The following is a 22,018-nucleotide window of genomic DNA, read 5'->3' as shown; positions in this document are numbered from 1 at the left end:
TGACATGTCCCCATTGCGCAAGTCGTCGAAGATCTGGATCGCCGTCGCCGCCGGAGTCGTCGTGGTGGGGGTCGTCGCCGCCGTCGCAGGACCCTACGTGTATCGTGACCTCGTCTCAGGGCCGCCGGCAGCCGTGCCGTCAGTAGCCCTCACCACCGACCCGAATGCCGAGACCACCCTCGACACGGCGGACCTCTCCGGTGAGTGGACGGTCGGTGCCGACTCGTTCGCCGGCTATCGGGTCAAGGAGGTGCTGAACGGCGTCGACGTCACCGTCACTGGACGCACCTCGAAGGTGACCGGGACGCTCACGGTCAAGGGGCTCACCCTCACCCAGGCGAAGGTGACTGTGGATGTGGCAAGCATCGCAACCGACGAATCGGCCAGGGACGCCTACTTCCGCTCGACCGCGTTGCAGACCGACAAGTATCCGCAGGCCACCTTCGAGCTGACCTCGCCGGTGACGGCCACGGGAACCCCGAAGCCCGGCGAGGCCCAGACGCTGCAGGCGCAGGGCGACCTCACCCTGCATGGCGTGACCAAGCCGGTCACCCTGGAGCTCCAGGTGGGCCTCAACGGCAACTCCGGTCAGCTGAGCGGCAGCATCCCGATCACATTCGCCGATTTCGGAGTCGACGCACCCAGCCTCGGCTTCGTCACGGTGGAGAAGACCGGGTCGGTGGAGTTCTTGCTCAACCTGGAGAAGTAGCAGTCAGTCGGGAGCAGGAACCGTCTAGTCGTGCCGATTGAGCAGCTCCCGCACGACCTCGGGCAGCGCCTCCGCGATATCGAGCGCCGCGATCGGGCCGCCGTACGACGCTCTCTCTCCGGCCCGCCCATGGACGTATGCCGCGGTCGCCGCGAGGGCTGGAAGGACGGATGCATCACGGCCTGCGGCGTCGGCGTGCGTGGCCACGAGTGCGCCGAGAACTCCGCCCAGCACATCCCCGCTCCCGGCAGTCGCCAGCCAGGCCGGACCGGCAGTGACCGCGAACCTCGCACCCTCGGGACTGGCGACGTAGGTCGTGTGCCCCTTGAGCAGCACGGTGACCCCCAGGATGCTGCTGGCTCGAACCGCCCATCCGCCCGGGTCGGCGGCGATGTCGTCCGCTGTGACGGCATCGGGATCGTCATCGGCACGGCTCGCCAGGACGCCGGCGAGCTCGCGGTAGTGCGGAGTGACGACGACGGGTCCCGAAGCGTCGCCGATCAGATCGAGCGCGCCGGCGTCGATCACGATCGGCGTTCCGTCGCGCAGAGCGGCGCCGAGCCGCACGGCGTCGTCCTGCGGACGCGATCCGGCGTCCATCCCGCTGCCGATGAGCCAGGCCTGCACGCGCCCCGGCGCGGTCACCACCTCCGGGCGGCGGTGCAGCACGAAGTCGGCTGCCCGCTGCGCGCCGACGTACCGGATCATGCCGAGACCGGTGCGTGCCGCCGCCTCGACTCCGAGCACGGCGGCGCCGGGATAGAGATCGGAACCCGTGACGACGCCCAGAACGCCGCGTTTGTACTTGTCGCTGGATGCGTCAGGCACAGCAATCCACCGAGCGGCCTCCACAGGACCCCAGTTCTGCCACTTGTCCACTGTTTCTCCGCTCCGCGCATCCTCGCCCATGCCTTCACGATAGGTTGAAAACGAGGAAAAGAGGACAGCAGCATGGGCATCAGCATCCCCGGCAAGGTCGTCGTGTTCGACTACGGCGAGGTGATCTCGGTCACTCCGACCGAGGCCGACCGCGCGCAGCTGACCGAGATCGCCGGCGGCGAGGCGGAGGTCTTCTGGCCGGCGTACTGGCGCCACCGCGATGCGCTCGACCAAGGCACCGTGAGCATCCAGGAGTACTGGCGCGGCATCGAACGCGAGCTCGGCGAGAACTGGGGCGATGCGACGGTGCACAGGCTGTGGCTGGCCGACTTCCGCAGCTGGCTGAGCATCGACCACGACACCCTCGACGTGCTGATCGACCTCCGCGACGGCGGTACCCGCATGGCCCTGCTGTCTAACGCTGGGCGCGACTTCGGCTCGTACTTCCGACACGGAACGCTCGGTGACCTCTTCGAGCAGGTCTTCGTGAGCGGCGAGCTCGGCACCGTCAAGCCGAACGCCGACATCTTCGAGGTCGTTCTCGGCGAACTCGGCATCGCACCCGAGCAGATGGTCTTCGTCGACAACAAGGAGGTCAACGTGCGCGGCGCCGAAGCCCTCGGCATCGCGGGGCACGTGTTCACCTCCGCTGCCGACCTCCGGGCATATCTCGAGTCCCTCGCGGCTTGAGACAAGTGGGAGCTCCACGCTCCCGTCACGACCGGCGCCACGATAAGCCGGCGCCACCGGCCCCACGATAGGAAGGCGCTTCATGCCCTCGCTCTTCGATCAGCTCACGATTCGCGACGTGACGGTGCGCAATCGCATCTGGACATCGCCGATGTGCCAGTACTCGGTGCTCGACCACTCGGGCATCCCGCAGCAGTGGCACCTCGTGCACCTCGGATCGTTCGCGGTCGGCGGGAGCGGGCTCGTCTTCTCAGAAGCGACGGCGGTCAGCCCGGAAGGTCGAATCTCCCCGCGAGACACAGGCATCTGGAACGACGAGCAGCGGGATGCGTGGAAGCCGATCGTCGCGTTCGTCGCCGCACAGGGCGCGGTACCAGGCATCCAGCTCGGCCACGCGGGCCGCAAGGCCTCGACCTGGCCGGCTTGGGGGTACGAAGACCGTACCGGCAGCGTCCCCGTCGAAGAAGGCGGCTGGAGCACGGTCGCCCCTCCGCCATCCCGTTCGGCGACGATGACACGCCGCAGGAGCTCGACCTCGCCGGCATCGACAAGATCGTCGACGACTTCCGATCGGCCGCACGGCGGGCGGTCGACGCCGGCTTCCAGGTGATCGAACTGCACGGAGCGCATGGGTACCTGCTCCACCAATTCCTCTCCCCGATCGCCAACCATCGAACAGACGAGTACGGCGGGTCACTGGAGAACCGGGCACGACTGCTACTGCGCATCGTGGAGTCGGTGCGCGCCGAGGTCGGCGACGGCGTCCCCCTGTTCGTCCGCTTCTCCGGCAGCGACTGGACCCCGGGTGGCTGGGACGAGCAGCAGACCGCGACCGTGGCCGGCTGGGCCGAAGAAGCGGGGGCCGACTTCTTCGACATCTCCTCCGGCGGCATCCAGACCGGGATCCGTATCCCGCTCGAACCCGGCTACCAGGTGCCCTTCGCCGCACACGTGCGTTCTGCGGCCGAGGTCGAGGTGAGCGCCGTCGGCCTCATCACGACCCCGCAGCAGGCTTCCGAGATCGTCGAGAGCGGCAGGGCCGACGCCGTGATGCTCGCCCGCGAGATCCTGCGCGATCCGCACTTCACGCTGCGCGCTGCGCACGAGCTCGACGTTGAGATCGACTACTGGCCGGCGCAGTACCTCCGGGCACGCTGGCGCAAGTAGCCCCGGCGGGCGGCGCCAGTCTGGACCGGCGTCAGGCGCGCCTGGTCGCATCCTGAACCTCGCCGACGAGCTCCTCGATGATGTCCTCGAGGAACAGCACGCCGGTGGTCTCCCCTCCGCGTCAACCACCCGGGCGAGGTGGGCGCCCGAGCGGCGCATGGTCGCCAGCGCATCCTCGAGATCGCTGTCGACGAAAACGGTCACGAGGCGACGGATGCGCTTGGCGGGCACGGGCAGCTTGAACCCGGTCTCCTCCAGGTCGAGCACATCCTTGAGGTGCAGGTAGCCCGTCGGCTCGCCGGAGGAGTCGGGCACGACGTAGCGCGAGAACCCGTGCTTCGCGACCGCCTTCTCCACGTCCGACGGAGTCGGCGACGGCGGCAGGCTCACGAGCGAGTCGAGGCCGAGCGCGACGTCGCGCGCCTTCTTGCCGGTGAACTCGAACGCCGCCGTGAGTGCTCCTGTGCGGTCGGTCAGAACGCCTTCGCGGGTCGACTGGGTGACGATGGTCGCCACCTCATCGAGGGTGAAGGTACTCGCCGCCTCGGCCTTGGGTTCGACCCGGAAGAGCCGGAGCACACCGTTGGCTGTCGCGTTCAGGGCGACGATGATCGGCCGCACAGCGCGTCCGATCCCGACCAGCGGGGGCGCGAGCAGCAGTGCGGCCTTGTCGGGCATCGAGAACGAGATGTTCTTCGGGATCATCTCGCCGAACACGACATGCAGGAACGAGACGAGCACCAGCGTCACGATGAACGCGATCGTCCCGATCACCTCGTCGGGCCAGCCGGTCAGGTGCAACGGTCCCTCGAGCAGATGGTGGATCGCCGGCTCGGACACGTTCAGGATGAGCAGCGAGCAGACCGTGATGCCGAGCTGCGTGGTCGCCAGCATGAGCGTGGCGTGCTCCATCGCATAGAGCGCCGTCTTGGCGCTCCGCTGCCCGCGCTCGGCGAGCGGTTCGATCTGCGAACGCCGCGCGGAGATGACCGCGAACTCGGCGCCGACGAAGAAGGCGTTGACGACGAGGAGTACGACAAGCCAGACGATTCCCGCCCAATCACTCATGGTCGCCCTCCTCTCCTGTCGGTTCCGGATCCGGCGTGTACCGGATGCGGTCCACCCGTCTTCCGTCCAGGCGCTCGACGCGGAGGGTTCCCCCGTCGATCGGCACCTCGTCGCCCACCACAGGGAGCCGCCCGAGCTCGTTCATGACGAATCCGGCGACCGTCTCGTACGGGCCGTCCTCGGGCACCGTCACATCCGCCCGTTCCAGCAGTTCGTCGGGCCTCAGGATGCCGGGGAACGTCAACGAGTCCCGCCCGCGTACGACGCCGGCGCGCGTGCGATCGTGCTCGTCCGCGACCTCGCCGACGATCTCCTCGACGAGGTCTTCGAGGGTGGCGATCCCGGATGTTCCGCCGTACTCGTCGACGACGATCGCCATCTGATAGCCGCGGGCCCGCAGCTCGCCGAGCAGGGTGTCGAGGCTCATGGTCTCGGGAACGCGGAGCGCATCCGTCTGCAGAGCGGAGACCGGGACGCGCGAGCGGCGTTCGCGTGGCACGGCGACGGCCTGCTTGATGTGAACGATGCCGACGATGTCGTCGATGTCTTCGTCGATGACAGGAAAGCGCGAATACCCGGTCTTGCGCGCGAGGTCGATCACGGCCTGCGCCTTCTCGTTCCGCTGAACGGTGGCAATGCGCGGTCGCGGAGTCATCACGTCGTCGCCGGTGCGGCTGGAGAACGCGAGCGTGCGACTCAGCAGCGTGGCCGTGTCCTCCTCCAGGAGGCCGGCGCTCGCCGAGCGACGCACGAGCGACGAGAGCTCTTCGGCCGTTCGCGCGCCCGACAGCTCCTCCTTCGGCTCGATGCCGAAGAGGCGCAGCACGCCGTTGGCCGTTCCGTTGAGCAGCGCGATGAACGGCCGGAACACCACCGTGAACACGGTCTGGAACGGGATCACCAGCTTCGCCGTCGCGATCGGAAGCGCCAGAGCGAAGTTCTTGGGCACGAGCTCGCCGAGGATCATCGACAGGAGCGTCGCGACGACGATGGCCACGGTCGTCGCGATCGGCCCGATCGCCGCCTGCGGAACCGCCATGCTCATCAACGGGCCACTCAACAGCGAACTGATCGCCGGCTCCATCGTGTAACCGGTGAGCAGCGTTGTGAGCGTGATGCCGAGCTGCGCGCTCGACAGGTGCGTCGAGGTGATCTTGAGAGCGGCGATGGTCATCGACAGCCGGGATTCACCGCGCTCGCGTCGGGCTTCGAGCTCGCCACGGTCGAGGTTGACGAGCGCGAACTCGCTCGCCACGAAGAGGCCGGTACCGATCGTCAGCAGCAGGCCGACGCCGAGCATCACCCACTCATAGACCACGCTTGTCACCCCCGGAGGGGTTTCGCGCTCTAGAGCGGAAGGGAATGGGCTGGCGGCAGAAGGAGGGTCGTCCATTTCCCCGCCAACTATACCGCCAGAGAGCTACCAGGAAACTGGGAGCGCCTTGCCCTCTTCGTAGCCCGCCGCCGACTGGATGCCGACGAGTGCACGGTCGTGGAACTCGGGCACGGAGCGAGCACCCGCATAGGTGAACGAGCTGCGCAGACCGGTCGTGATCATGTCGAGCAGGTCCTCCACCGACGGCCGCAGCGGGTCGAGGTAGATGCGCGAGCTGGAGATGCCCTCGGCGAAGAGGGTCTTGCGCGCGAGCTCGTACGCGTCGAGGCGCTCGAACCGCCCTTGCACGGCTTTGGTGCTCGCCATACCCCAGCTCTCCTTGTAGAGCCTGCCCTTCGCATCCGTGTCCAGCAGGCCGGGCGCCTCGATGGTGCCCGCGAACCACGAGCCGATCATGACGGATGCGCCACCCGCCGCGAGCGCGAGCGCGACGTCGCGGGGATACCGCACGCCCCCGTCCGCCCACACGTGCGCCCCGAGTTCCCGAGCGGTCTCCGAGGTTTCGAGCACGGCTGAGAACTGCGGGCGGCCCACTGCCGTCATCATGCGCGTGGTGCACATGGCGCCCGGACCGACGCCGACCTTCAGGATGTCCGCGCCCGCCTCGACGAGGTCGCGCACGGCTTGCTCTGTGACGACGTTGCCCGCGACGATCGGCAGACCCAGGTTCAGGTCCTTGACGGTGCGGATCGCGTTCCGCATCCCGTCCTGGTCGCCATGGGCCGTGTCGATGACGAGAACGTCGACCCCGGCCGCAGCGAGCGCTTTCGCCTTGCTCGCGACATCGCCGTTGATGCCGATGGCGGCGGCGACCCGAAGGCGTCCGTTCGCGTCGACCGCCGGCTGATAGATGGTCGAGCGCAGGGCGCTGCGCTGGCTGAGCGTTCCGACGACCCTCCCGTGGTCGAGCACCGGTGCGAATTCGAGCCCGGCAGCGCTCATGACGTCGAAGGCGGCGCGGCCGTCGGTGATGTCCTCGGCGTCGAGCGAGGTGAGCGCGCCGTGCAGGAGGTCGCCGAGTCGCGCATCCGGAAGCGCTGAACCGAGTTGCGGTGCCGCGAGGGCGCCGAGGTAACGACCGTCGGCGTCGCGGATGACGATGCCCTGGCCTTCGACGGCGGGAACCCGGCGCAGTGCATCGGCCACCGTCTCGTCGGGACCGAAGATGAACGGGGTGTCGAAGGCGACCGGCTGCGCCTTCACCCAGCGGATCGCGTCATCCAGGTCTTGCAGGTGCATGTCCTGAGGGAGCACCCCGAGACCGCCCCGCCGAGCCAGGGTGGCCGCGAGCCGTTTGCCCGTGACCGAGTTCATGTTCGCGGAAACGATCGGGATGGTCGCACCCGTGCCGTCGCCCGGCGCGAGCGACACGTCCAGCCGACTCGTCACGGACGACCGCGAGGGCACGAGGAACACGTCGGAATACGTGAGGTCATTGAGCGGGGTCGTTCCATAGAACTGCATGGGAATAACGGTATCCCTCCGGGCCGATCGCCCGCACCCGTCCTCCGATGGGATTAGGCTTGAGGACTGGATGGATGCGGCGGTCACGAGTCGTCCGCACGTAACGAGATCAATGGAGAGAGTGGGCGATCGGCTGTGTCGAGCCAATTGACCGGAGTGGGAACCGACGACGGATCGTCGGGCGAATTCGGAGCCAATGAATGGCTCGTCGACGAACTGTACGAGCAGTTCGTCGTCGACAAGAATTCGGTCGACAAGTCCTGGTGGCCGATCCTCGAGAGCTACCGGCCGACGGTCAAGGACGACGGAACGCAGGCATCGATCCCGTCCCCGGATGAGACGCCGGCACCGAACCCCGCCGAGCCCAACCCGCCTGCTCCGACCGAACCGAACCCGCCGGCGCCGTCCGAGCCCAATCCCCCGGCGCCCGCCGAGCCGACGACGCCGTCGGTCCCCTCGACGGAGGCAGCTGCCGCGAGCGAGGCAGCACCCGTGGCGGCAGCGTCCGAGCCGCGCCCTGTCACCGCGCCCATCCCTGTGATCGGCACTCAGCCGGTAGCCCGCACGACGTCGATCGCGCCGAAGCCGCAGCCGGTTCCGGCAGACGCTCCGGTCACCGCGCCGCAGACAGTCGTGGCCGGCGACGCCGACAGCGCGGCCGAAGAGCCGCAGGACAAGGTCACGCCACTCCGTGGCATGGCGAAGAGCCTCGCGACGAACATGGACGCGAGCCTGTCGATCCCGACGGCGACCAGCGTCCGCACGATCCCGGCCAAGCTGATGATCGACAATCGCATCGTCATCAACAACCACCTGAAGCGTGCGCGCGGTGGCAAGGTCTCCTTCACCCATCTCATCGGCTGGGCCCTCGTTCAAGCGCTCAAGGAGTTCCCGAGCCAGAACGTCTACTACGACGAGACCGACGGCAAGCCCTCGGTCGTCGCGCCCGCCCACGTCAACCTCGGAATCGCGATCGACCTGCCCAAGCCCGACGGCACCCGTGCGCTCCTGGTGCCGAGCATCAAGCGCGCCGACACGATGGGCTTCGGCGAGTTCCTCTCCGCTTACGAAGAACTCGTCACCAAGGCCCGCACGAACAAGCTGACCGCGGCCGACTTCGCCGGAACGACACTCTCGCTGACCAACCCGGGCGGCATCGGCACCGAGCACTCCGTGCCCCGGCTGATGAAGGGCCAGGGCTGCATCATCGGCGCCGGCGCCCTCGAGTACCCGGCCGAGTTCCAGGGCTCCAGCGAGAAGACCCTCGCCGGCCTCGCGATCGGCAAGACGATCACGCTCACCAGCACATACGACCACCGCGTGATCCAGGGAGCCGGCTCCGGCGAGTTCCTGAAGATCGTGCACGAGATGCTGATCGGCAAGCGCAGCTTCTACGAAGACATCTTCGCGGCTCTGCGCATCCCCTACGACCCCATCCACTGGGCACCCGACATCAGCGTCGACCTTGCCTCCGCCGTCGACAAGACTGCCCGCGTGCAGGAGCTCATCAACGCGTTCCGCGTGCGTGGCCACCTGATGGCCGACATCGACCCGCTCGAGTACGTGCAGCGGTCGCACCCCGACCTGGACATCGCCAGCCACGGTCTCACCTTCTGGGACCTCGATCGCGAGTTCGTCACCGGCCAGTTCGGCGGCGACAAGCGGCAGATGAAGCTGCGCGACATCCTCGGTGTGCTCCGCGACTCCTATTGCCGCACCGTCGGCGTCGAGTACATGCACATCCAGGACCCGGCCCAGCGCAAGTGGTTCCAGGACCGGCTCGAACGCGGCTACCAGAAGCCGTCGCACGACGAGCAGCTGCGCATCCTGGGCAAGCTGAACGAGGCCGAGGCGTTCGAGACGTTCCTGCAGACCAAGTACGTCGGTCAGAAGCGGTTCAGCCTCGAAGGCGGCGAGTCGACCATCGCGCTGCTCGACACCATCCTCCAGGCCGCGGCCGAGGCCGGGCTCGAAGAGGCCGCGATCGGCATGGCCCACCGCGGTCGCCTCAACGTGCTCACCAACATCGCCGGCAAGACATACGGTCAGATCTTCCGCGAGTTCGAGGGAACGCAGGACCCGCGCACCGTTCAGGGTTCGGGCGACGTCAAGTACCACCTCGGCACCGAGGGCACGTTCAAGGGTGCCGACGGCGAGGAGATCCCGGTCTACCTCGCGGCGAACCCCTCGCACCTCGAGGCCAACGACGGAGTCGTCGAGGGCATCGTGCGCGCTAAGCAGGACAGGCGCCCACCGATGACGTTCCTCACCCTGCCCATCCTGATCCACGGCGACGCCGCGATGGCCGGCCAGGGTGTCGTCGTCGAGACGCTGCAGATGTCGCAGCTGCGCGGCTACAAGGTCGGCGGCACGATCCACGTCAACATCAACAATCAGGTCGGATTCACCACCTCACCCAGCGAGTCCCGCTCGTCGGTGTACTCGACGGATGTGGCCAAGACCATCCAGGCCCCGATCTTCCACGTGAACGGCGACGACCCGGAAGCCGTCGTGCGCGTCGCGCAGCTCGCCTTCGACTACCGCCAGGAGTTCAAGCGCGACGTCGTCATCGACCTCGTCTGCTACCGCCGCCGCGGGCACAACGAGGGCGACGACCCCTCGATGACGCAGCCGCTCATGTACAACCTCATCGAGGCGAAGCGCTCGGTACGTCGCCTTTACACCGAAGCACTCGTCGGCCGCGGTGACATCACCCAGGAGGAGTTCGAGCAGGCCCACCGTGACTTCCAGGAGCGCCTCGAGCGCGCCTTCATGGAGACGCACGCGGCCCAGACCAACTCGATGCCTGTCGTCTCGGACGACGTGGAGGCGGTCGCAGACCTCGAACTGCCCGCCGCTCAGCAGGACGACGGCGCCGGCGAGCCCGAGACGACGGGTGTCAGCGAGCAGGTCATCCACCTCATCGGTGACGCTTTCGACAACCCGCCCGCCGGTTTCAGCGTTCACCCCAAGCTGCAGCAGCTGCTGACCAAGCGCCACGAGATGAGCCGCAACGGCTCCATCGACTGGGGCTTCGGCGAGCTCCTCGCGCTCGGTTCCGTGCTCCTCGAGGGCACCCCGGTTCGCATGGCGGGTCAGGATACGCGTCGCGGCACCTTCGTGCAGCGCCACGCCGTGCTCCACGACCGCTTCAACGGGCAGGAGTGGCTGCCTCTCGCGAACCTCAGCGAGAACCAGGCCAAGTTCTGGATCTACGACTCCCTGCTCAGCGAGTACGCGGCGATGGGCTTCGAATACGGATACTCGGTCGAGCGGGCGGATGCGCTCGTGCTCTGGGAGGCCCAGTTCGGCGACTTCGCCAACGGCGCCCAGATCATCATCGACGAGTTCGTCTCGTCGGCCGAGCAGAAGTGGGGCCAGCGCTCCTCCGTCGTGCTGCTGGTGCCGCACGGCTATGAGGGCCAGGGGCCGGACCACTCCAGCGCCCGTATCGAGCGCTACCTCCAGCTCTGCGCCGAGAACAACATGACCGTCGCCCGTCCGTCGACCCCGGCCTCGTACTTCCACCTGCTGCGTCGTCAGGCATACGCCCGTCCGCGCCGTCCGCTGGTCGTGTTCACGCCGAAGGCGATGCTGCGACTGCGGGGTGCGACCAGCTCGGTCGAAGACTTCACGAGCGGCAAGTTCGAGCCCGTGATCGACGATGCGCGCATCCAGGACCGCAACGCCGTCAAGCGTGTGGTGCTGCTCGCCGGCAAGCTTTACTACGACCTGCTCAACGAGTTGGAGAAGAAGCCCAACCCGGAGATCGCGCTCGTCCGCGTCGAGCAGTACTACCCGCTGCCCGCCGCCGAGCTGAAGGCCGTCGTCGACTCGTACCCCAACGCCGAACTGGTGTGGGCCCAGGATGAGCCTGAGAACCAGGGCGCCTGGCCGTACATGATCCTCGAGACGTCGAAGCTCGGCCCGCGCCCGCTCACGGTGATCTCGCGCGCCGCGTCCGCCTCCCCGGCGGCCGGTTCCGCGAAGCGTCACGCACAGGAGCAGAGTGCGCTCGTGCAGCGCGCACTCACCCTGTAGGCGGTACATGCGAAAGGGCCTCGAACCACACGGTTCGAGGCCCTTTCGCCGTCGAGGGCGCGGACGTAGGCTGCGACCATGACCGTGCTGACGAACCACCGCCTGGGCGAACCCTGCTGGGTCGACTACGCGAGTTCAGACATCGACGTGACCCGCGATTTCTACACGAACCTCTTCGGCTGGACGACGGATGTGGCGCCGCCCGAGTACGGCGGCTACATCACGTTCCACTCGAACGGCCATCCTGTCGCAGGGATGGGCTCAGCGATGGAAGGCATGCAAGCGAATACCTGGACGACCTACCTCCTGGTCGAGGATGCCGCCAAGACCGAACGCGAGGCTGTCGAGGCCGACGCCGAGGTCTACGCGCCCGTCATGACGGTCGGCGACAAGGGAACGATGTCCGTCATCGCGGATCCTGGCGGAGCCGCAGTCGGGCTCTGGCAGCCCGACCAGTTCCGCGGCTTCGAGGTCGTCGGAGAAGCCGGCGCGCCTGCGTGGCACGAGCTCTATGCGCGCAGCTATGCGGATCAGGTCGATTTCTACACGAAGACGTTCGGCTGGAAGACGGATGTGCTCGGCGACACCGCCGATTTCCGCTACAGCACCTTCGGCCCGGAGGGGATGCCCGTCGGCGGGGTCTACGACGCGGACAAGGTGCTCCCCGAAGCCGTGCCGTCGCACTGGACGATCTACTTCGGCGTCGACGACGCCGACGCCGCTTGTGCACGCGTCGTCGAACTGGGCGGGACCGTCATCCGCGACCCGTGGGACAGCGAATTCGGCCGCTTCGCTCAGGCAAACGATCCGCTCGGCGGGATGTTCCTCATCCAGCACATCCAGTGATGCGCAGGCGGCCCGTCCGCCTCGGCTAGTGCGTTGCCTGGATGGCGCGGATCTTCAGCAGCACCTCGGCGCGGAGAGTCGCCGGAGCGGTCTCCTTGCAGGCGCGCTGCACCACTTCGGTGAGCACGACGCTCAGGTGAGCCTCGTCCGAGCATCCGTCGCAGCTCGCGAGGTGTTCGCGGATGTCCGCAGCATCTTCGCTGCGCAGCTCGTTGCGAAGGTACTCTTCCAGATCCTGTTTGGCCTTGTCGCAGCCGCAGTCGGTCATTTCTTGCTCCCGGGGGTCTGCACGGCGGAGAGGCCCCGCTCGTGCGCGTAGTCGGAGAGAAGCTCCCTGAGCATCCGGCGACCGCGGTGGAGGCGGCTCATCACGGTGCCGATAGGGGTCTTCATGATGTCGGCGATCTCCTGGTAGGAGAATCCCTCGACGTCGGCGAAATACACGGCCATCCGGAAATCCTCCGGGATGGCCTGCAGCGCGTCCTTGACGGCGCTGTCGGGCAGGTGGTCGATCGCCTCGGCCTCAGCGGACCGGGTCGTCGACGACGTGAACGACTCCGCACCGCCGAGCTGCCAGTCCTCGAGCTCGTCGATCGTGCCCTGGTACGGCTCGCGCTGCTTCTTGCGATAGGTGTTGATGAACGTGTTGGTGAGGATGCGGTACAGCCACGCCTTCAGGTTCGTGCCTTGCTGGAACTGCCGGAAAGCGGCATACGCTTTGACAAAGGTCTCCTGCACCAGGTCTTGCGCGTCGGCCGGGTTTCTCGTCATGCGGAGTGCGGCCGCGTACAACTGGTCCATGAACGGCAGGGCCTGCTCCTCGAAAAGGGGGCCCAGGTCGTCGGAAACGGTCTCGTCGGTGGTGGTCATCACCGGCCAGTCTAGTTCTGCCAGTGTGTCCACACTGGGAGAGTCCAGAACGGCGGTCACAGATACCACGACGGTCCTTCCTTCGGTCGAAAACGCGGATAATCTTGACAACAATGCTGATCTCGAAATATTCCGCGCCAGAGTTCGATCCTTACGGCGATAATCGCCACGACGAGCCGAATACGCTGTGGCCCGCGCCCGTCGCGCGCGGCCCGCTGAACGCATCCGTCTCCCTACCGGGATCGAAGTCGCTGACCGCCCGTGAGCTCGTTCTCTCGGCGCTGGCCGACGGCCCGTCGCTGCTGCGCGCACCGCTGCACTCGCGAGACACGGTGAACATGGTCGAATCGCTCCGCTCGCTCGGGGTCGTCATCGAGGAGAAGCCCGGCAGCGGAGAGTTCGGCGCCGACCTGCTGATCACTCCCCCGAGGAGTTGCTCGGCAGCACCACTATCGACTGCGGCCAGGCCGGCACCGTCATGCGGTTCGTGCCTCCGGTAGCGGGTCTCGCGCTCGGCCCGACCATGTTCGACGCCGACGACTCCGCGCGCGGACGCCCGATGGCCTCGATCATCTCCTCGCTGCGAGCTCTGGGCGTCGACATCAACGACGACGGCCGCGGTTCGCTCCCGTTCACCGTTCACGGCACAGGATCGGTGGCGGGCGGGTCGATCACGATCGACGCCTCTTCGTCCAGCCAGTTCGTCAGCGCGCTGCTGCTGTCGGCATCCCGTTTCGAGAACGGCCTCGACCTGACCCACTCCGGCGAGCGCCTTCCGAGTCTCCCCACATCGAGATGACGATCGCGACGCTCGCAGCCCGCGGCGTCGTCGTCGAGTCCCCGAAGGTCGGCCGCTGGATCGTCGCTCCGGGCCCGATCCGCGCGCTCGACGTCGACATCGAGCCCGACCTCTCCAACGCTGCGCCCTTCCTCGCCGCCGCCGTCGTCACCGGCGGGTCCGTGACGATCACGGGCTGGCCGGAGGAGACCACTCAGGTCGGCGCCGACCTGGCCGACCTGCTGCCGCTCTTCGGCGCGACCGTCACGCGCGACGGCGACCGCCTCACGGTCACCGGAGGCGAGAGCATCCGGGGCATCACCGTCGACCTCAGCACCGGTGGCGAACTCGCGCCGGCGCTCGTCGCGATCGCCGCCCTGGCGGACGGGCCGAGCGAGATCGCCGGGATCGGGCACATCCGTCACCATGAGACCGACCGGCTCGCCGCCCTCGCGGCTGAGATCAACGGGCTCGGCGGGGCTGTCACCGAGCTTCCGGATGGGCTACGGATCGACCCGAAGCCGCTGACCGGTGGCGTCTGGCGCAGCTACGAGGACCACCGGATGGCGACGGCGGGCGCGATCATCGGTCTCGCCGTCGACGGCGTCGAGATCGAGAACGTCGCCACGACGGCCAAGACACTCCCCAGTTCACGCAGCTCTGGCAGCGCATGGTCGAGGAAGGCACCGCATAGATGTCGTGGTGGGCGGACGAAGACGACGATGAGGACGTGCTCGACGCTTACGACGAGGCGAGCATCCGCAGTCGTCCCAACCCGAAGGGCAACCGCCCGCGCAGCAAGCAGCGCCCGGAGCACGCGGATGCGCAGATCGCGCGTGTGCTCGGCGTCGACCGCGGTCGCTACACGGTGCTCCTTGACGAGAACACTCCCGAAGAACGCCAGCTGACCTCGACTCGCGCCAGCGAACTGCGGCGCCAGGCGATCGTGACCGGCGACCGTGTCGCCGTCGTCGGTGATACGTCGGGCGACGAGGGAACGCTGTCGAGGATCGTCCGGATCGAGCCGCGCACGACTCTGCTGAGACGGAGCGCCGACGACACCGACGAGGTGGAGCGTGTCATCGTCGCGAACGCCGATCAGATGCTGATCGTCGTGGCCGCCGCGAATCCCGAGCCCCGCACCCGGCTGGTCGACCGCTACCTCGTCGCCGCCTACGACGCAGGCATCGAGCCCATGCTGTGCGTCACCAAGATCGACCTCGCCGACCCCGGGCCGTTTCTCGAGAACTTCGCCGGGCTGGACCTGCCGGTCTTCACGAGCCGTGAGGACCACATCCCCGTCGACGAGATCAAGGCCGCGCTCGTCGGACACGACACGGTGGTCGTCGGCCACTCAGGCGTCGGCAAATCGACCCTCGTGAACGAGATCGTCCCGGGGCCAAGCGCGCGACGGGTCACGTCAACGTCGTGACCGGTCGCGGGCGACACACGTCGTCGTCCACCGTGTCCCTGCGCGTCGAGAACGGCGAAGGGCGCGGCTGGGTCATCGATACCCCGGGCGTGCGGTCATTCGGGCTGGGGCACATCAACAGCGACAGCATCCTGAAGGCCTTCGCCGACCTCGCCGAGATCGCCGAGGACTGCCCGCGCGGATGCACCCACCTGCCCGACGCCCCCGACTGCGCCATCATCGAAGCCGTCGAGGCCGGACGGCTCGGCGAGACCGGGCGTGCTCGGCTCGACTCCCTGCAACGGTTGCTCGCGACCTTCGCCGGCAAGGCCGGGCATCCGGGAGAATAGAGCCATGGAGACCAGACTCGAAGCCGGAACCCCCGCACCCACCTTCACCCTCACCGATCAGAACGGCGAGGCCGTCTCGCTCGGCGACTACGCCGGCAAGAACGTCATCGTGTACTTCTACCCGGCCGCTATGACCCCGGGTTGCACCACGGAGGCCTGCGACTTCCGCGACAACCTCAACTCGCTCGCGTCGGCCGGGTACCAGGTTCTCGGTATCTCCAAGGATGCGCCTGCCAAGAACAAGCAGTTCCAGGAGCAGGAGCACCTCAACTTCCCCTGCTCTCGGATGAGGATCTCGCCGTGCACCAGGCGTACGGCGCCTATGGCGAGAAGAAGCTGTACGGCAAGACCGTGACCGGCGTGATCCGTTCGACGTTCGTCGTCGACCCCGACGGCAGCATTCGGTTGCCGCTCTACAACGTGAAGGCCACCGGCCACGTCGCTGGCCTGCGCAAGAAGCTCCACCTGGATGGCTGACCCCGACCCGTCGAGTCGACCGGCTCGGCGTCGCCACGCGGGCTAAGACGCCGGCGTCGGCAACCGCGGGACGGAGTCGAGCAGGCGCTGGGTGTACGGATCGGCGGGTGAGCCCAGCACCGCGCGCGTGTCGCCCTGCTCCACGACACGGCCTCCGCGGAGCACAACGGTCTGCTCGCACAGCGATGCGACGACGCCGAGGTCGTGAGAGACCATGACCACGGTCATCCCCTCTCGTTCGCCGAGTTGTGCGAGCAGCTCGATGATCTGGATGCGGGTGGTCACGTCGAGCGCACTCACCGGCTCGTCGGCGAGCAGGATGCGCGGCCGCGACACCACCGCGCGCGCGATCGCGATGCGCTGCCGCTGACCGCCCGAGAACTCGTGCGGATACCGGCGCGCGGCATCCGCGGGCAGCCCCACTGCACCGAGAGCATTGGCAACGCGCTCGGTCGCATCGGCACCCTTGGCGATCCCGAGCGAGCGGAGCGGTTCTGCGATGATGCGCCCGACGCTCTGGCGCGGGTCGAGCGACGAGTATGGATCTTGGAACACTGTTTGAACGCTGCGGCGGAACTCCCGCATCATCGCTCTGTCGCCCCGGTCGAGCGGCGCACCGTCGAAGACGACGTCGCCGCTCGTCGGGCTGCTGAGCCCCAGGAGCAAAGAGAGCACGGTGGTCTTACCCGCACCCGATTCCCCGACGATGCCGACATTGCGCCCCTGCTCGACGGTGAACGACACGTCTTCGAGGGCAGCGCTGCTGCTGCGTCGGTAGGTGAACCCCACTTCGCGAAGCTCGAGGACGGCGCTCATGACACCTCCAGGGCTGCATCGAGCTCTCGGGCGCTCTGCACGAGTTCGATCGTGTACGGGTCGCTGGGAGCGCTCAGGATGCGGTCGATCGGCCCCCGCTCCACCACGCGGCCGTGGCGCAGCACGAGGGCGTGGTCCGTCATCCGGGAGACGACCGCCAGATCATGGCTGACGAAGATGAGGGCCATCCGTCGGTCGGAGACGAGCGAATCGAGAAGGGCGAGGATCTCGGCCTGCACCGTCACATCGAGCGCGGTCGTCGGCTCGTCCGCGATCAGCAGGCGGGGCTTGCACGCGAGCGCAGCGGCGATGGCGACGCGTTGCCGCTGGCCGCCGGAGATCTCATGCGGGTACGCACGAGCGATCCGCTCGGGCTCGGGCAGCCGCACCTCGGCAAGAGCCTCGAGCACGGCCGAGCGGAGCGCGCCTCCACGCAGACCGAGGTGCCGGCGCAGCGGTTCCGCCACCTGTTTGCCGAGCCGCATCAGCGGGTCGAGGGCGGTCAGTGGCTCCTGGAAGATGACCGACGCGACACTGCCGCGAATGCCGACGAGTTCCTTCTCGCGCGCACCGATCACCTCGAGCCCATCGAGCATCGCGCTCCCGGATGCGACCAGGCCGCCCGGCAGCAGACCGGTCACCGCGAACGAGGTCAACGACTTACCCGAGCCCGATTCGCCGATCAGGCCGAGCCTCTCCCCCGGTGCCACGGAGAACGAGACGTCGCTCACCAACGCGGCTCCGTCGGCCGTCGAAACGCTGAGCGAGCGGACGTCGAGGAGCGGCCCACGGGAGTCCGTCGACTCGGGGATGGGAGCAGCCGCGTTCATCGCGCCCTCCTTCGGGTCGGGTCGGCAACATCCCGAAGCCCGTCGGCAATGAGGTTCACGCCGATGACCAGCACGACCAGCGCCACGCCCGGTGCGATGGCGCCGACCGGCGCGACGGCCACCGTGCCCTGCGCTTCTTGGAGCAGCCGTCCCCAGGATGCGTTGGGCGGCGGTGCGCCGAGACCGAGGTACGAGAGGCTCGCCTCGGCCAGAACCGCGACACCGAACTGCAGCGCGAGACTCACCTCGAGGGTCGGCCAGATGTTGGGCATGATGTGCCGCCCGATCACGCCGAACCAGCTCGTTCCCGACGTGCGCGCCGCGGTCACGTACTGCTGCGACAGCACTCGTTTGGCGAGCACCCGCGTCAAGCGGGCGATGACCGCCGACATCGCGAGGCCGATCGCGAGGATGGCCGTGCCGAGCGACGCGCCCTGCGCGGCGACGATGAGCATCGCGAGCAGCAGCGTGGGAAACGCGATCAGGATGTCGAGCGCGGCCGAGATCGTGTCGTCGAGCCAGGTCGTCGCGAACGCGGCGAGCAGACCGAGCGTGATGCCGATCAGGGCGCCGATGGCGACCGAGCCGATGCCGACCGCGAGAGCGATGCGGGCGCCGATCATCAGCTGGGTCAACAGATCGCGACCGAGCTTGTCGGTGCCGAGCCAATGGGTGGCATCCGGATGCTCGAGCCGGCCACCCGAGGTGTCGCTCGACGGGAACGGCAGCCAGAAGAACGAGACCAGGGCGACAACCACGACGATCCCGAACAACACGATTCCGACCGTCAGAGTCAGGGACCGGCGGCGACGGATGCGCGGCGCCCCTGCGGTGGGCTCTGTCTGGCCCGCGTGACCCGCGGCCTCTTCGACGATCGCGCTCATCGATTACCCGAGATGCTCTGCCGCAGCCGCGGGTCGATCAGTCGCTGAACGATGTCGGCGGCGAATCCGATCAGCAGTACCGCGAAGGTGCTGACGAAGAGGATGCCCTGGATGTTCGGGTAGTCGTGCTGCTCGATCGCGCGGAGAAGCATGCTGCCGAGCCCGGGCAGGGTGAACACGCTCTCGACGACAACGGCACCGAGGAAGGTGGTCGCCAGCTCGATGCCCAGGATCGAGATCACCGGAACCGCGCCGTTGCGCACACCGTGGCGGCGCATGGCCTGCCCGAAGCTCGACCCGAGGGCCCGCGAGTTTCGCAGGTAGTCGCTGCTGATGACGTCGAGGGTGGCGCTGCGTACGTAGCGCGCTATCGACGCGCTCATCACGATCGCGACGGTGATCACGGGCAGGGCCAGCGAAGTGAGCGCAGCACCCGGGTCGGCCCAGTCGTCGCGCGGGAAGCCGCCCGATGGGAACCAGCGCAGATTGATCGAGAAGGTGCTCACGAGAAGGATGCCCACCCAGAACACCGGGACCGCGATTCCGAGCTGGGATATCGCCGACAGCGCGAGCCCGTACCAGGTGTCGGACTTCCACGCCGCGACGAACCCGATCACGAGCGCGAGCGCCAACGCGATCACGAAAGCGAGAAGCGTGAGCGGGATCGTAACCGCGAGACGAGCGGAGATCTCGGGTGCGACGGGCAACGAAGAGATGAACGACTGGCCGAGGTTCAACGTCAGCATGGCGCCGACCCAGCTGAAGAACTGGGTGAGCAGCGGCTGGTCGCTGCCCACCTGGCGCTTCGCGGCCTCGATCTGCTCGGGCGTCGCGTTGACCGACAGCAGGGCGTTGGACGGATCGCCGGGAAGCACCCGGAGAAGCAGGAACAGGATGATCATGGCGAGCACGAGCGACACCACCAGGAAGGCGAAGCGTCGCAGGATGTAAATTGCCATGATCGTTTAAGCGTAGATGCTCGGGGAACCGCAGGGCGGTCCCCCGAGCATCCTGTGGATACGCGCTCTCTGTGGACTACTTCTTGACGATGTCGTAGACGAAGAACTGCGAGTTCAGCCCGTTGACGGGGTAGCCGCTCACCGAACTCGATGCCACCACGATCTGCGGGTAGAGGTAGAGCCACGCGCTGGCGGCATCCTTGGCGATCTGCTCGTTGACGAGCTTGAGCTTGGCGGTCTGCTCATCGGTGCTCGTCGCCTGCTCGGCCTCGTTCACCCACTGCGTCACCTGCGGATTGTTGTAGCCCCAGTAGAAGTCGGGGTTGCCGTACCAGACCACGTCGCGGTCGTTGACGTGCTCCTGCAAGGTCGCCTGGAAGTTCTGCTCCTTGAACACCTTCGAGTACCACTCGTCGGCCGAGATCGAGTTGATGTTCACGGTGATTCCGACCTTGGCCAGGTCGCTCTTCAGGAACTCGGCGACGGCCGGGTGCGGGTCGTACGTCGGGGTGTCGAGCGTGAACGTGAAGCCGTTCGGGAAGCCGGCTTCAGCGAGCTCCTTCTTCGCGAGGTCGACGTCGTACGGGTTCACCTTGGTGAGGTCCTCATACCAGGGGTCGCTCGGCGGAACCATCGATCCGATGAGGGTTCCATAGTCGCCCCAGATCGAGTTCAGCAGCTTCTTCGTGTCGATGGCCGAGTACACGGCCTTGCGGACCTCGACCTTGTCGAACGGCGCGACACGATCGTTGAACGCGAGAAGCTCCTTGGTCGTCGACTTGCCGTCGCTGATCTTGTAGTCCTTGTTGCCGGTGAACTGGGTCAGCGCATCGGGGCTCTGGATGCTCGTGACGATGTCCACCTGGTTCGTCAGCAGTGCGTTGGAAAGAGCAGTGGCGTCGGTGAAGTAGTCGAAGACGACCTCTTTGTTCTTGGCCTTCGTTCCCCAGTAGTCGCTCGAACGCTCGAGGCTGAGCGAGCTGCCGCGCTTCCAGGTGCCGAGCTTGTACGGTCCCGTGCCGTCTTCGGCGGTCTTGTAGTTCTTCGTGCCGGGGCCGAGGATCCACACGTAGCTGAGGTTGTACGGAAGCGAGATCGAGCGGCTCTTCAGCGAGATGACGACGGTCTTGTCATCGGGAGTGTCGATCTTCGAGATCACGGCGAGTTGCGACTTGCGGGCGGACTGCGAGTCGTCGGCCGTGACCTTCTCGATGCTCGACTTCACGGCCGCGCTCGTCAGAGGGTCGCCCGAGTGGAACTTCACGCCGTCACGAAGCGTGAACGTGTACGTGAGGCCGTCGGGGCTCATCTCGTACTTCGTGGCGAGCAGCGGCTCGAGCTTGCCCGCATCCGTCAGCTTGAAGAGGCCTTCGTAGACGTTGCCGTTGAGGGCCTCCGTCACTCCCTGCCCGCCACCGGCGGTGTTGTCGAGGTTCTGCGGCTCGTAGAGCGAGCCGACGGCGATCGAGGCGTCGGCACCCGAACCGCCGGACGAGGATGCGCCGGAGCAGCCGGCCAGTGCGAGCGTCGTCGCAACGGCCGTGGCGAGCACGGCGATCAAGGGGGTCTTTCTCAACGGAGTTCTCCTGTGTGCTGTGTCAATGATGCTGTGAAGGTGTAGCGGTCAGTGGGCGTAGCCGTCGCGGAAGACGACCCGCTTCTCGCCGGCTTCGAGTGCCAGGGCGAAGCGGTTGTTCCGCGGCGGCAGCGGACAGTTGTACTGGTCGCTGAAGCCGCACGGCGGCACGAATGCCTGATTGAAGTCGAGGATCACGCGGTCGCCGTCGCGCTTCACGAAGAGGAAGCGACCGGATGCGTACGTGCCGGTGGCGCCGTCCTGGCCGTTCGTCTCGTCGCCGAACACCAGAAGAAGCGTTCCGTCGTCGTCGAAGGCGCTCAGGCTGTAGTCGACACCGTCGCGGCTGAACGTGATGTCGCCGGGAACGACGAGGTCGCGCGTTCCGCCGTTGTCGCGGATGTGCTCGAAGGGCACCTTACGGTCCCCGTCGACCGGGGTGAACTCGGCCTCGATGACCCAGTCGGGGTTGAACGGGAACGCCGTGATGGTTTCGAAGGCGCGGATCGCGGGCGAGTTCGCGTCCCAGAGCCGGATGCCGCGTTCACGATCGCCGGTCTCGAGGTTGGTGCGCGACAACTCGGTCGCGGTGACGGTCGCGGGGAGACCGGCCAGGGCATCCTGAGCCACAGTCTCGTCGCCGGGCTCGAGCCAGCGCGTCTCGATCAGGCTCAGATTGCCGGTGGGACCGACGACCGAGTCGAGCCGTCCTGCGCGCCAGGCAGCGTATGCGACGTGGGCGGCTTCGACGGTTTCGGCACTGGCGAGCGGGGATGCGGGGGCGAGGGAAAGCGATTCAGTCACGAT

General features: G+C 67.3%; 15 protein-coding genes and 5 pseudogenes. 8 read left to right on the top strand and 12 right to left on the bottom strand.

Going from position 1 to position 22,018, the window contains the following annotated elements:
• Nucleotides 1-13 precede the first annotated feature (13 nt).
• Nucleotides 14-709 (top strand): YceI family protein, encoded by a 696-nt coding sequence (locus ACQ86A_RS06835; protein ID WP_431280393.1) that lies wholly within the window; start codon nucleotides 14-16, stop codon nucleotides 707-709.
• A gap of 24 nt (nucleotides 710-733) precedes the next feature.
• Here the strand turns inward: ACQ86A_RS06835 and ACQ86A_RS06830 are convergent, their stop codons facing one another.
• Entirely contained in the window at nucleotides 734-1,618 is an 885-nt protein-coding gene (locus ACQ86A_RS06830; RefSeq protein ID WP_431279813.1) for an ADP-dependent NAD(P)H-hydrate dehydratase, read from the bottom strand.
• Nucleotides 1,619-1,660: 42 nt separating this feature from the next.
• Here ACQ86A_RS06830 and ACQ86A_RS06825 point away from each other — a divergent pair, with 42 nt between their 5' ends.
• Nucleotides 1,661-2,278 carry an HAD family hydrolase gene (locus ACQ86A_RS06825; protein ID WP_431279812.1) on the top strand — a complete coding sequence of 206 codons (618 nt, stop codon included), beginning with the start codon at nucleotides 1,661-1,663 and terminating at the stop codon, nucleotides 2,276-2,278.
• Nucleotides 2,279-2,360: 82 nt separating this feature from the next.
• Nucleotides 2,361-3,445: pseudogene (locus ACQ86A_RS06820) on the top strand (NADH:flavin oxidoreductase/NADH oxidase).
• Between the two features lie 31 nt (nucleotides 3,446-3,476).
• On the opposite strand, the pseudogene ACQ86A_RS06815 reads toward ACQ86A_RS06820, so the two are convergent.
• The 3 genes and pseudogenes from ACQ86A_RS06815 to ACQ86A_RS06805 form a co-directional block, all read right to left on the bottom strand.
• Nucleotides 3,477-4,513, bottom strand: a pseudogene (locus tag ACQ86A_RS06815) (hemolysin family protein).
• Entirely contained in the window at nucleotides 4,506-5,813 is a 1,308-nt protein-coding gene (locus ACQ86A_RS06810) for a hemolysin family protein (protein WP_431280392.1), read from the bottom strand. Before ACQ86A_RS06810 ends, ACQ86A_RS06815 begins: the two are co-directional and overlap by 8 nt.
• A 120-nt stretch (nucleotides 5,814-5,933) precedes the next feature.
• On the bottom strand, nucleotides 5,934-7,373 hold the full coding sequence (locus tag ACQ86A_RS06805) for a GuaB1 family IMP dehydrogenase-related protein (RefSeq protein ID WP_431279811.1): 1,440 nt from the start codon (nucleotides 7,371-7,373) through the stop codon (nucleotides 5,934-5,936).
• A 135-nt stretch (nucleotides 7,374-7,508) separates the two neighbouring features.
• Between ACQ86A_RS06805 and ACQ86A_RS06800 the strand changes: the two genes are divergently transcribed.
• Entirely contained in the window at nucleotides 7,509-11,414 is a 3,906-nt protein-coding gene (locus ACQ86A_RS06800; protein WP_431279810.1) for a multifunctional oxoglutarate decarboxylase/oxoglutarate dehydrogenase thiamine pyrophosphate-binding subunit/dihydrolipoyllysine-residue succinyltransferase subunit, read from the top strand.
• 78 nt (nucleotides 11,415-11,492) lie between these two features.
• Nucleotides 11,493-12,260, top strand: a complete 768-nt coding sequence (locus ACQ86A_RS06795) for a VOC family protein (RefSeq protein ID WP_431279809.1) — start codon at nucleotides 11,493-11,495, stop codon at nucleotides 12,258-12,260.
• A gap of 25 nt (nucleotides 12,261-12,285) precedes the next feature.
• On the opposite strand, the gene ACQ86A_RS06790 is transcribed toward ACQ86A_RS06795, so the two are convergent.
• Both ACQ86A_RS06790 and ACQ86A_RS06785 read right to left on the bottom strand, forming a co-directional pair.
• Complete coding sequence (locus ACQ86A_RS06790; RefSeq protein ID WP_431279808.1) at nucleotides 12,286-12,528, bottom strand: zf-HC2 domain-containing protein; 243 nt, start codon at nucleotides 12,526-12,528, stop codon at nucleotides 12,286-12,288.
• A complete protein-coding gene (locus tag ACQ86A_RS06785; RefSeq protein ID WP_431279807.1) occupies nucleotides 12,525-13,130 on the bottom strand; it encodes a sigma-70 family RNA polymerase sigma factor in 606 nt (201 codons plus the stop codon). The genes ACQ86A_RS06790 and ACQ86A_RS06785 overlap by 4 nt, the downstream gene beginning before the upstream one ends.
• A gap of 113 nt (nucleotides 13,131-13,243) precedes the next feature.
• On the opposite strand from ACQ86A_RS06785, the pseudogene aroA reads away from it, so the two are divergent.
• From aroA to bcp, 3 pseudogenes are all read left to right on the top strand, one after another.
• Nucleotides 13,244-14,602 (top strand): annotated as a pseudogene (gene aroA / locus ACQ86A_RS06780) (3-phosphoshikimate 1-carboxyvinyltransferase).
• A pseudogene (gene rsgA / locus ACQ86A_RS06775) lies at nucleotides 14,603-15,669 on the top strand (ribosome small subunit-dependent GTPase A).
• A 4-nt stretch (nucleotides 15,670-15,673) separates the two neighbouring features.
• A pseudogene (gene bcp / locus ACQ86A_RS06770) lies at nucleotides 15,674-16,146 on the top strand (thioredoxin-dependent thiol peroxidase).
• Nucleotides 16,147-16,188: 42 nt separating this feature from the next.
• Here bcp and ACQ86A_RS06765 read toward each other — a convergent pair.
• From ACQ86A_RS06765 to ACQ86A_RS06740, 6 genes are all read right to left on the bottom strand, one after another.
• Nucleotides 16,189-16,962, bottom strand: a complete 774-nt coding sequence (locus tag ACQ86A_RS06765) for an ABC transporter ATP-binding protein (RefSeq protein ID WP_431279806.1) — start codon at nucleotides 16,960-16,962, stop codon at nucleotides 16,189-16,191.
• Nucleotides 16,959-17,792 carry an ATP-binding cassette domain-containing protein gene (locus ACQ86A_RS06760; RefSeq protein WP_431279805.1) on the bottom strand — a complete coding sequence of 278 codons (834 nt, stop codon included), beginning with the start codon at nucleotides 17,790-17,792 and terminating at the stop codon, nucleotides 16,959-16,961. Before ACQ86A_RS06760 ends, ACQ86A_RS06765 begins: the two co-directional genes overlap by 4 nt.
• Nucleotides 17,789-18,676 carry an ABC transporter permease gene (locus ACQ86A_RS06755; protein WP_431279804.1) on the bottom strand — a complete coding sequence of 296 codons (888 nt, stop codon included), beginning with the start codon at nucleotides 18,674-18,676 and terminating at the stop codon, nucleotides 17,789-17,791. The genes ACQ86A_RS06760 and ACQ86A_RS06755 overlap by 4 nt, the downstream gene beginning before the upstream one ends.
• Nucleotides 18,673-19,635 carry an ABC transporter permease gene (locus ACQ86A_RS06750; protein WP_431279803.1) on the bottom strand — a complete coding sequence of 321 codons (963 nt, stop codon included), beginning with the start codon at nucleotides 19,633-19,635 and terminating at the stop codon, nucleotides 18,673-18,675. The genes ACQ86A_RS06755 and ACQ86A_RS06750 overlap by 4 nt, the downstream gene beginning before the upstream one ends.
• 76 nt (nucleotides 19,636-19,711) lie before the next feature.
• Nucleotides 19,712-21,211: an ABC transporter substrate-binding protein gene (locus ACQ86A_RS06745; protein ID WP_431279802.1), complete on the bottom strand. Its 1,500-nt coding sequence runs from the start codon at nucleotides 21,209-21,211 to the stop codon at nucleotides 19,712-19,714.
• Nucleotides 21,212-21,259: 48 nt separating this feature from the next.
• Nucleotides 21,260-22,015 (bottom strand): DUF1684 domain-containing protein, encoded by a 756-nt coding sequence (locus tag ACQ86A_RS06740; RefSeq protein WP_431279801.1) that lies wholly within the window; start codon nucleotides 22,013-22,015, stop codon nucleotides 21,260-21,262.
• Between the last annotated feature and the right edge of the window lie 3 nt (nucleotides 22,016-22,018).

The organism is Leifsonia poae, assembly GCF_050632195.1.
GTDB classification, from domain to species: Bacteria; Actinomycetota; Actinomycetes; order Actinomycetales; family Microbacteriaceae; genus Leifsonia; species Leifsonia poae_C.
Note: the sequence above shows the minus strand (reverse complement) of the source record. Positions and strands in the feature narration are given on the sequence as shown.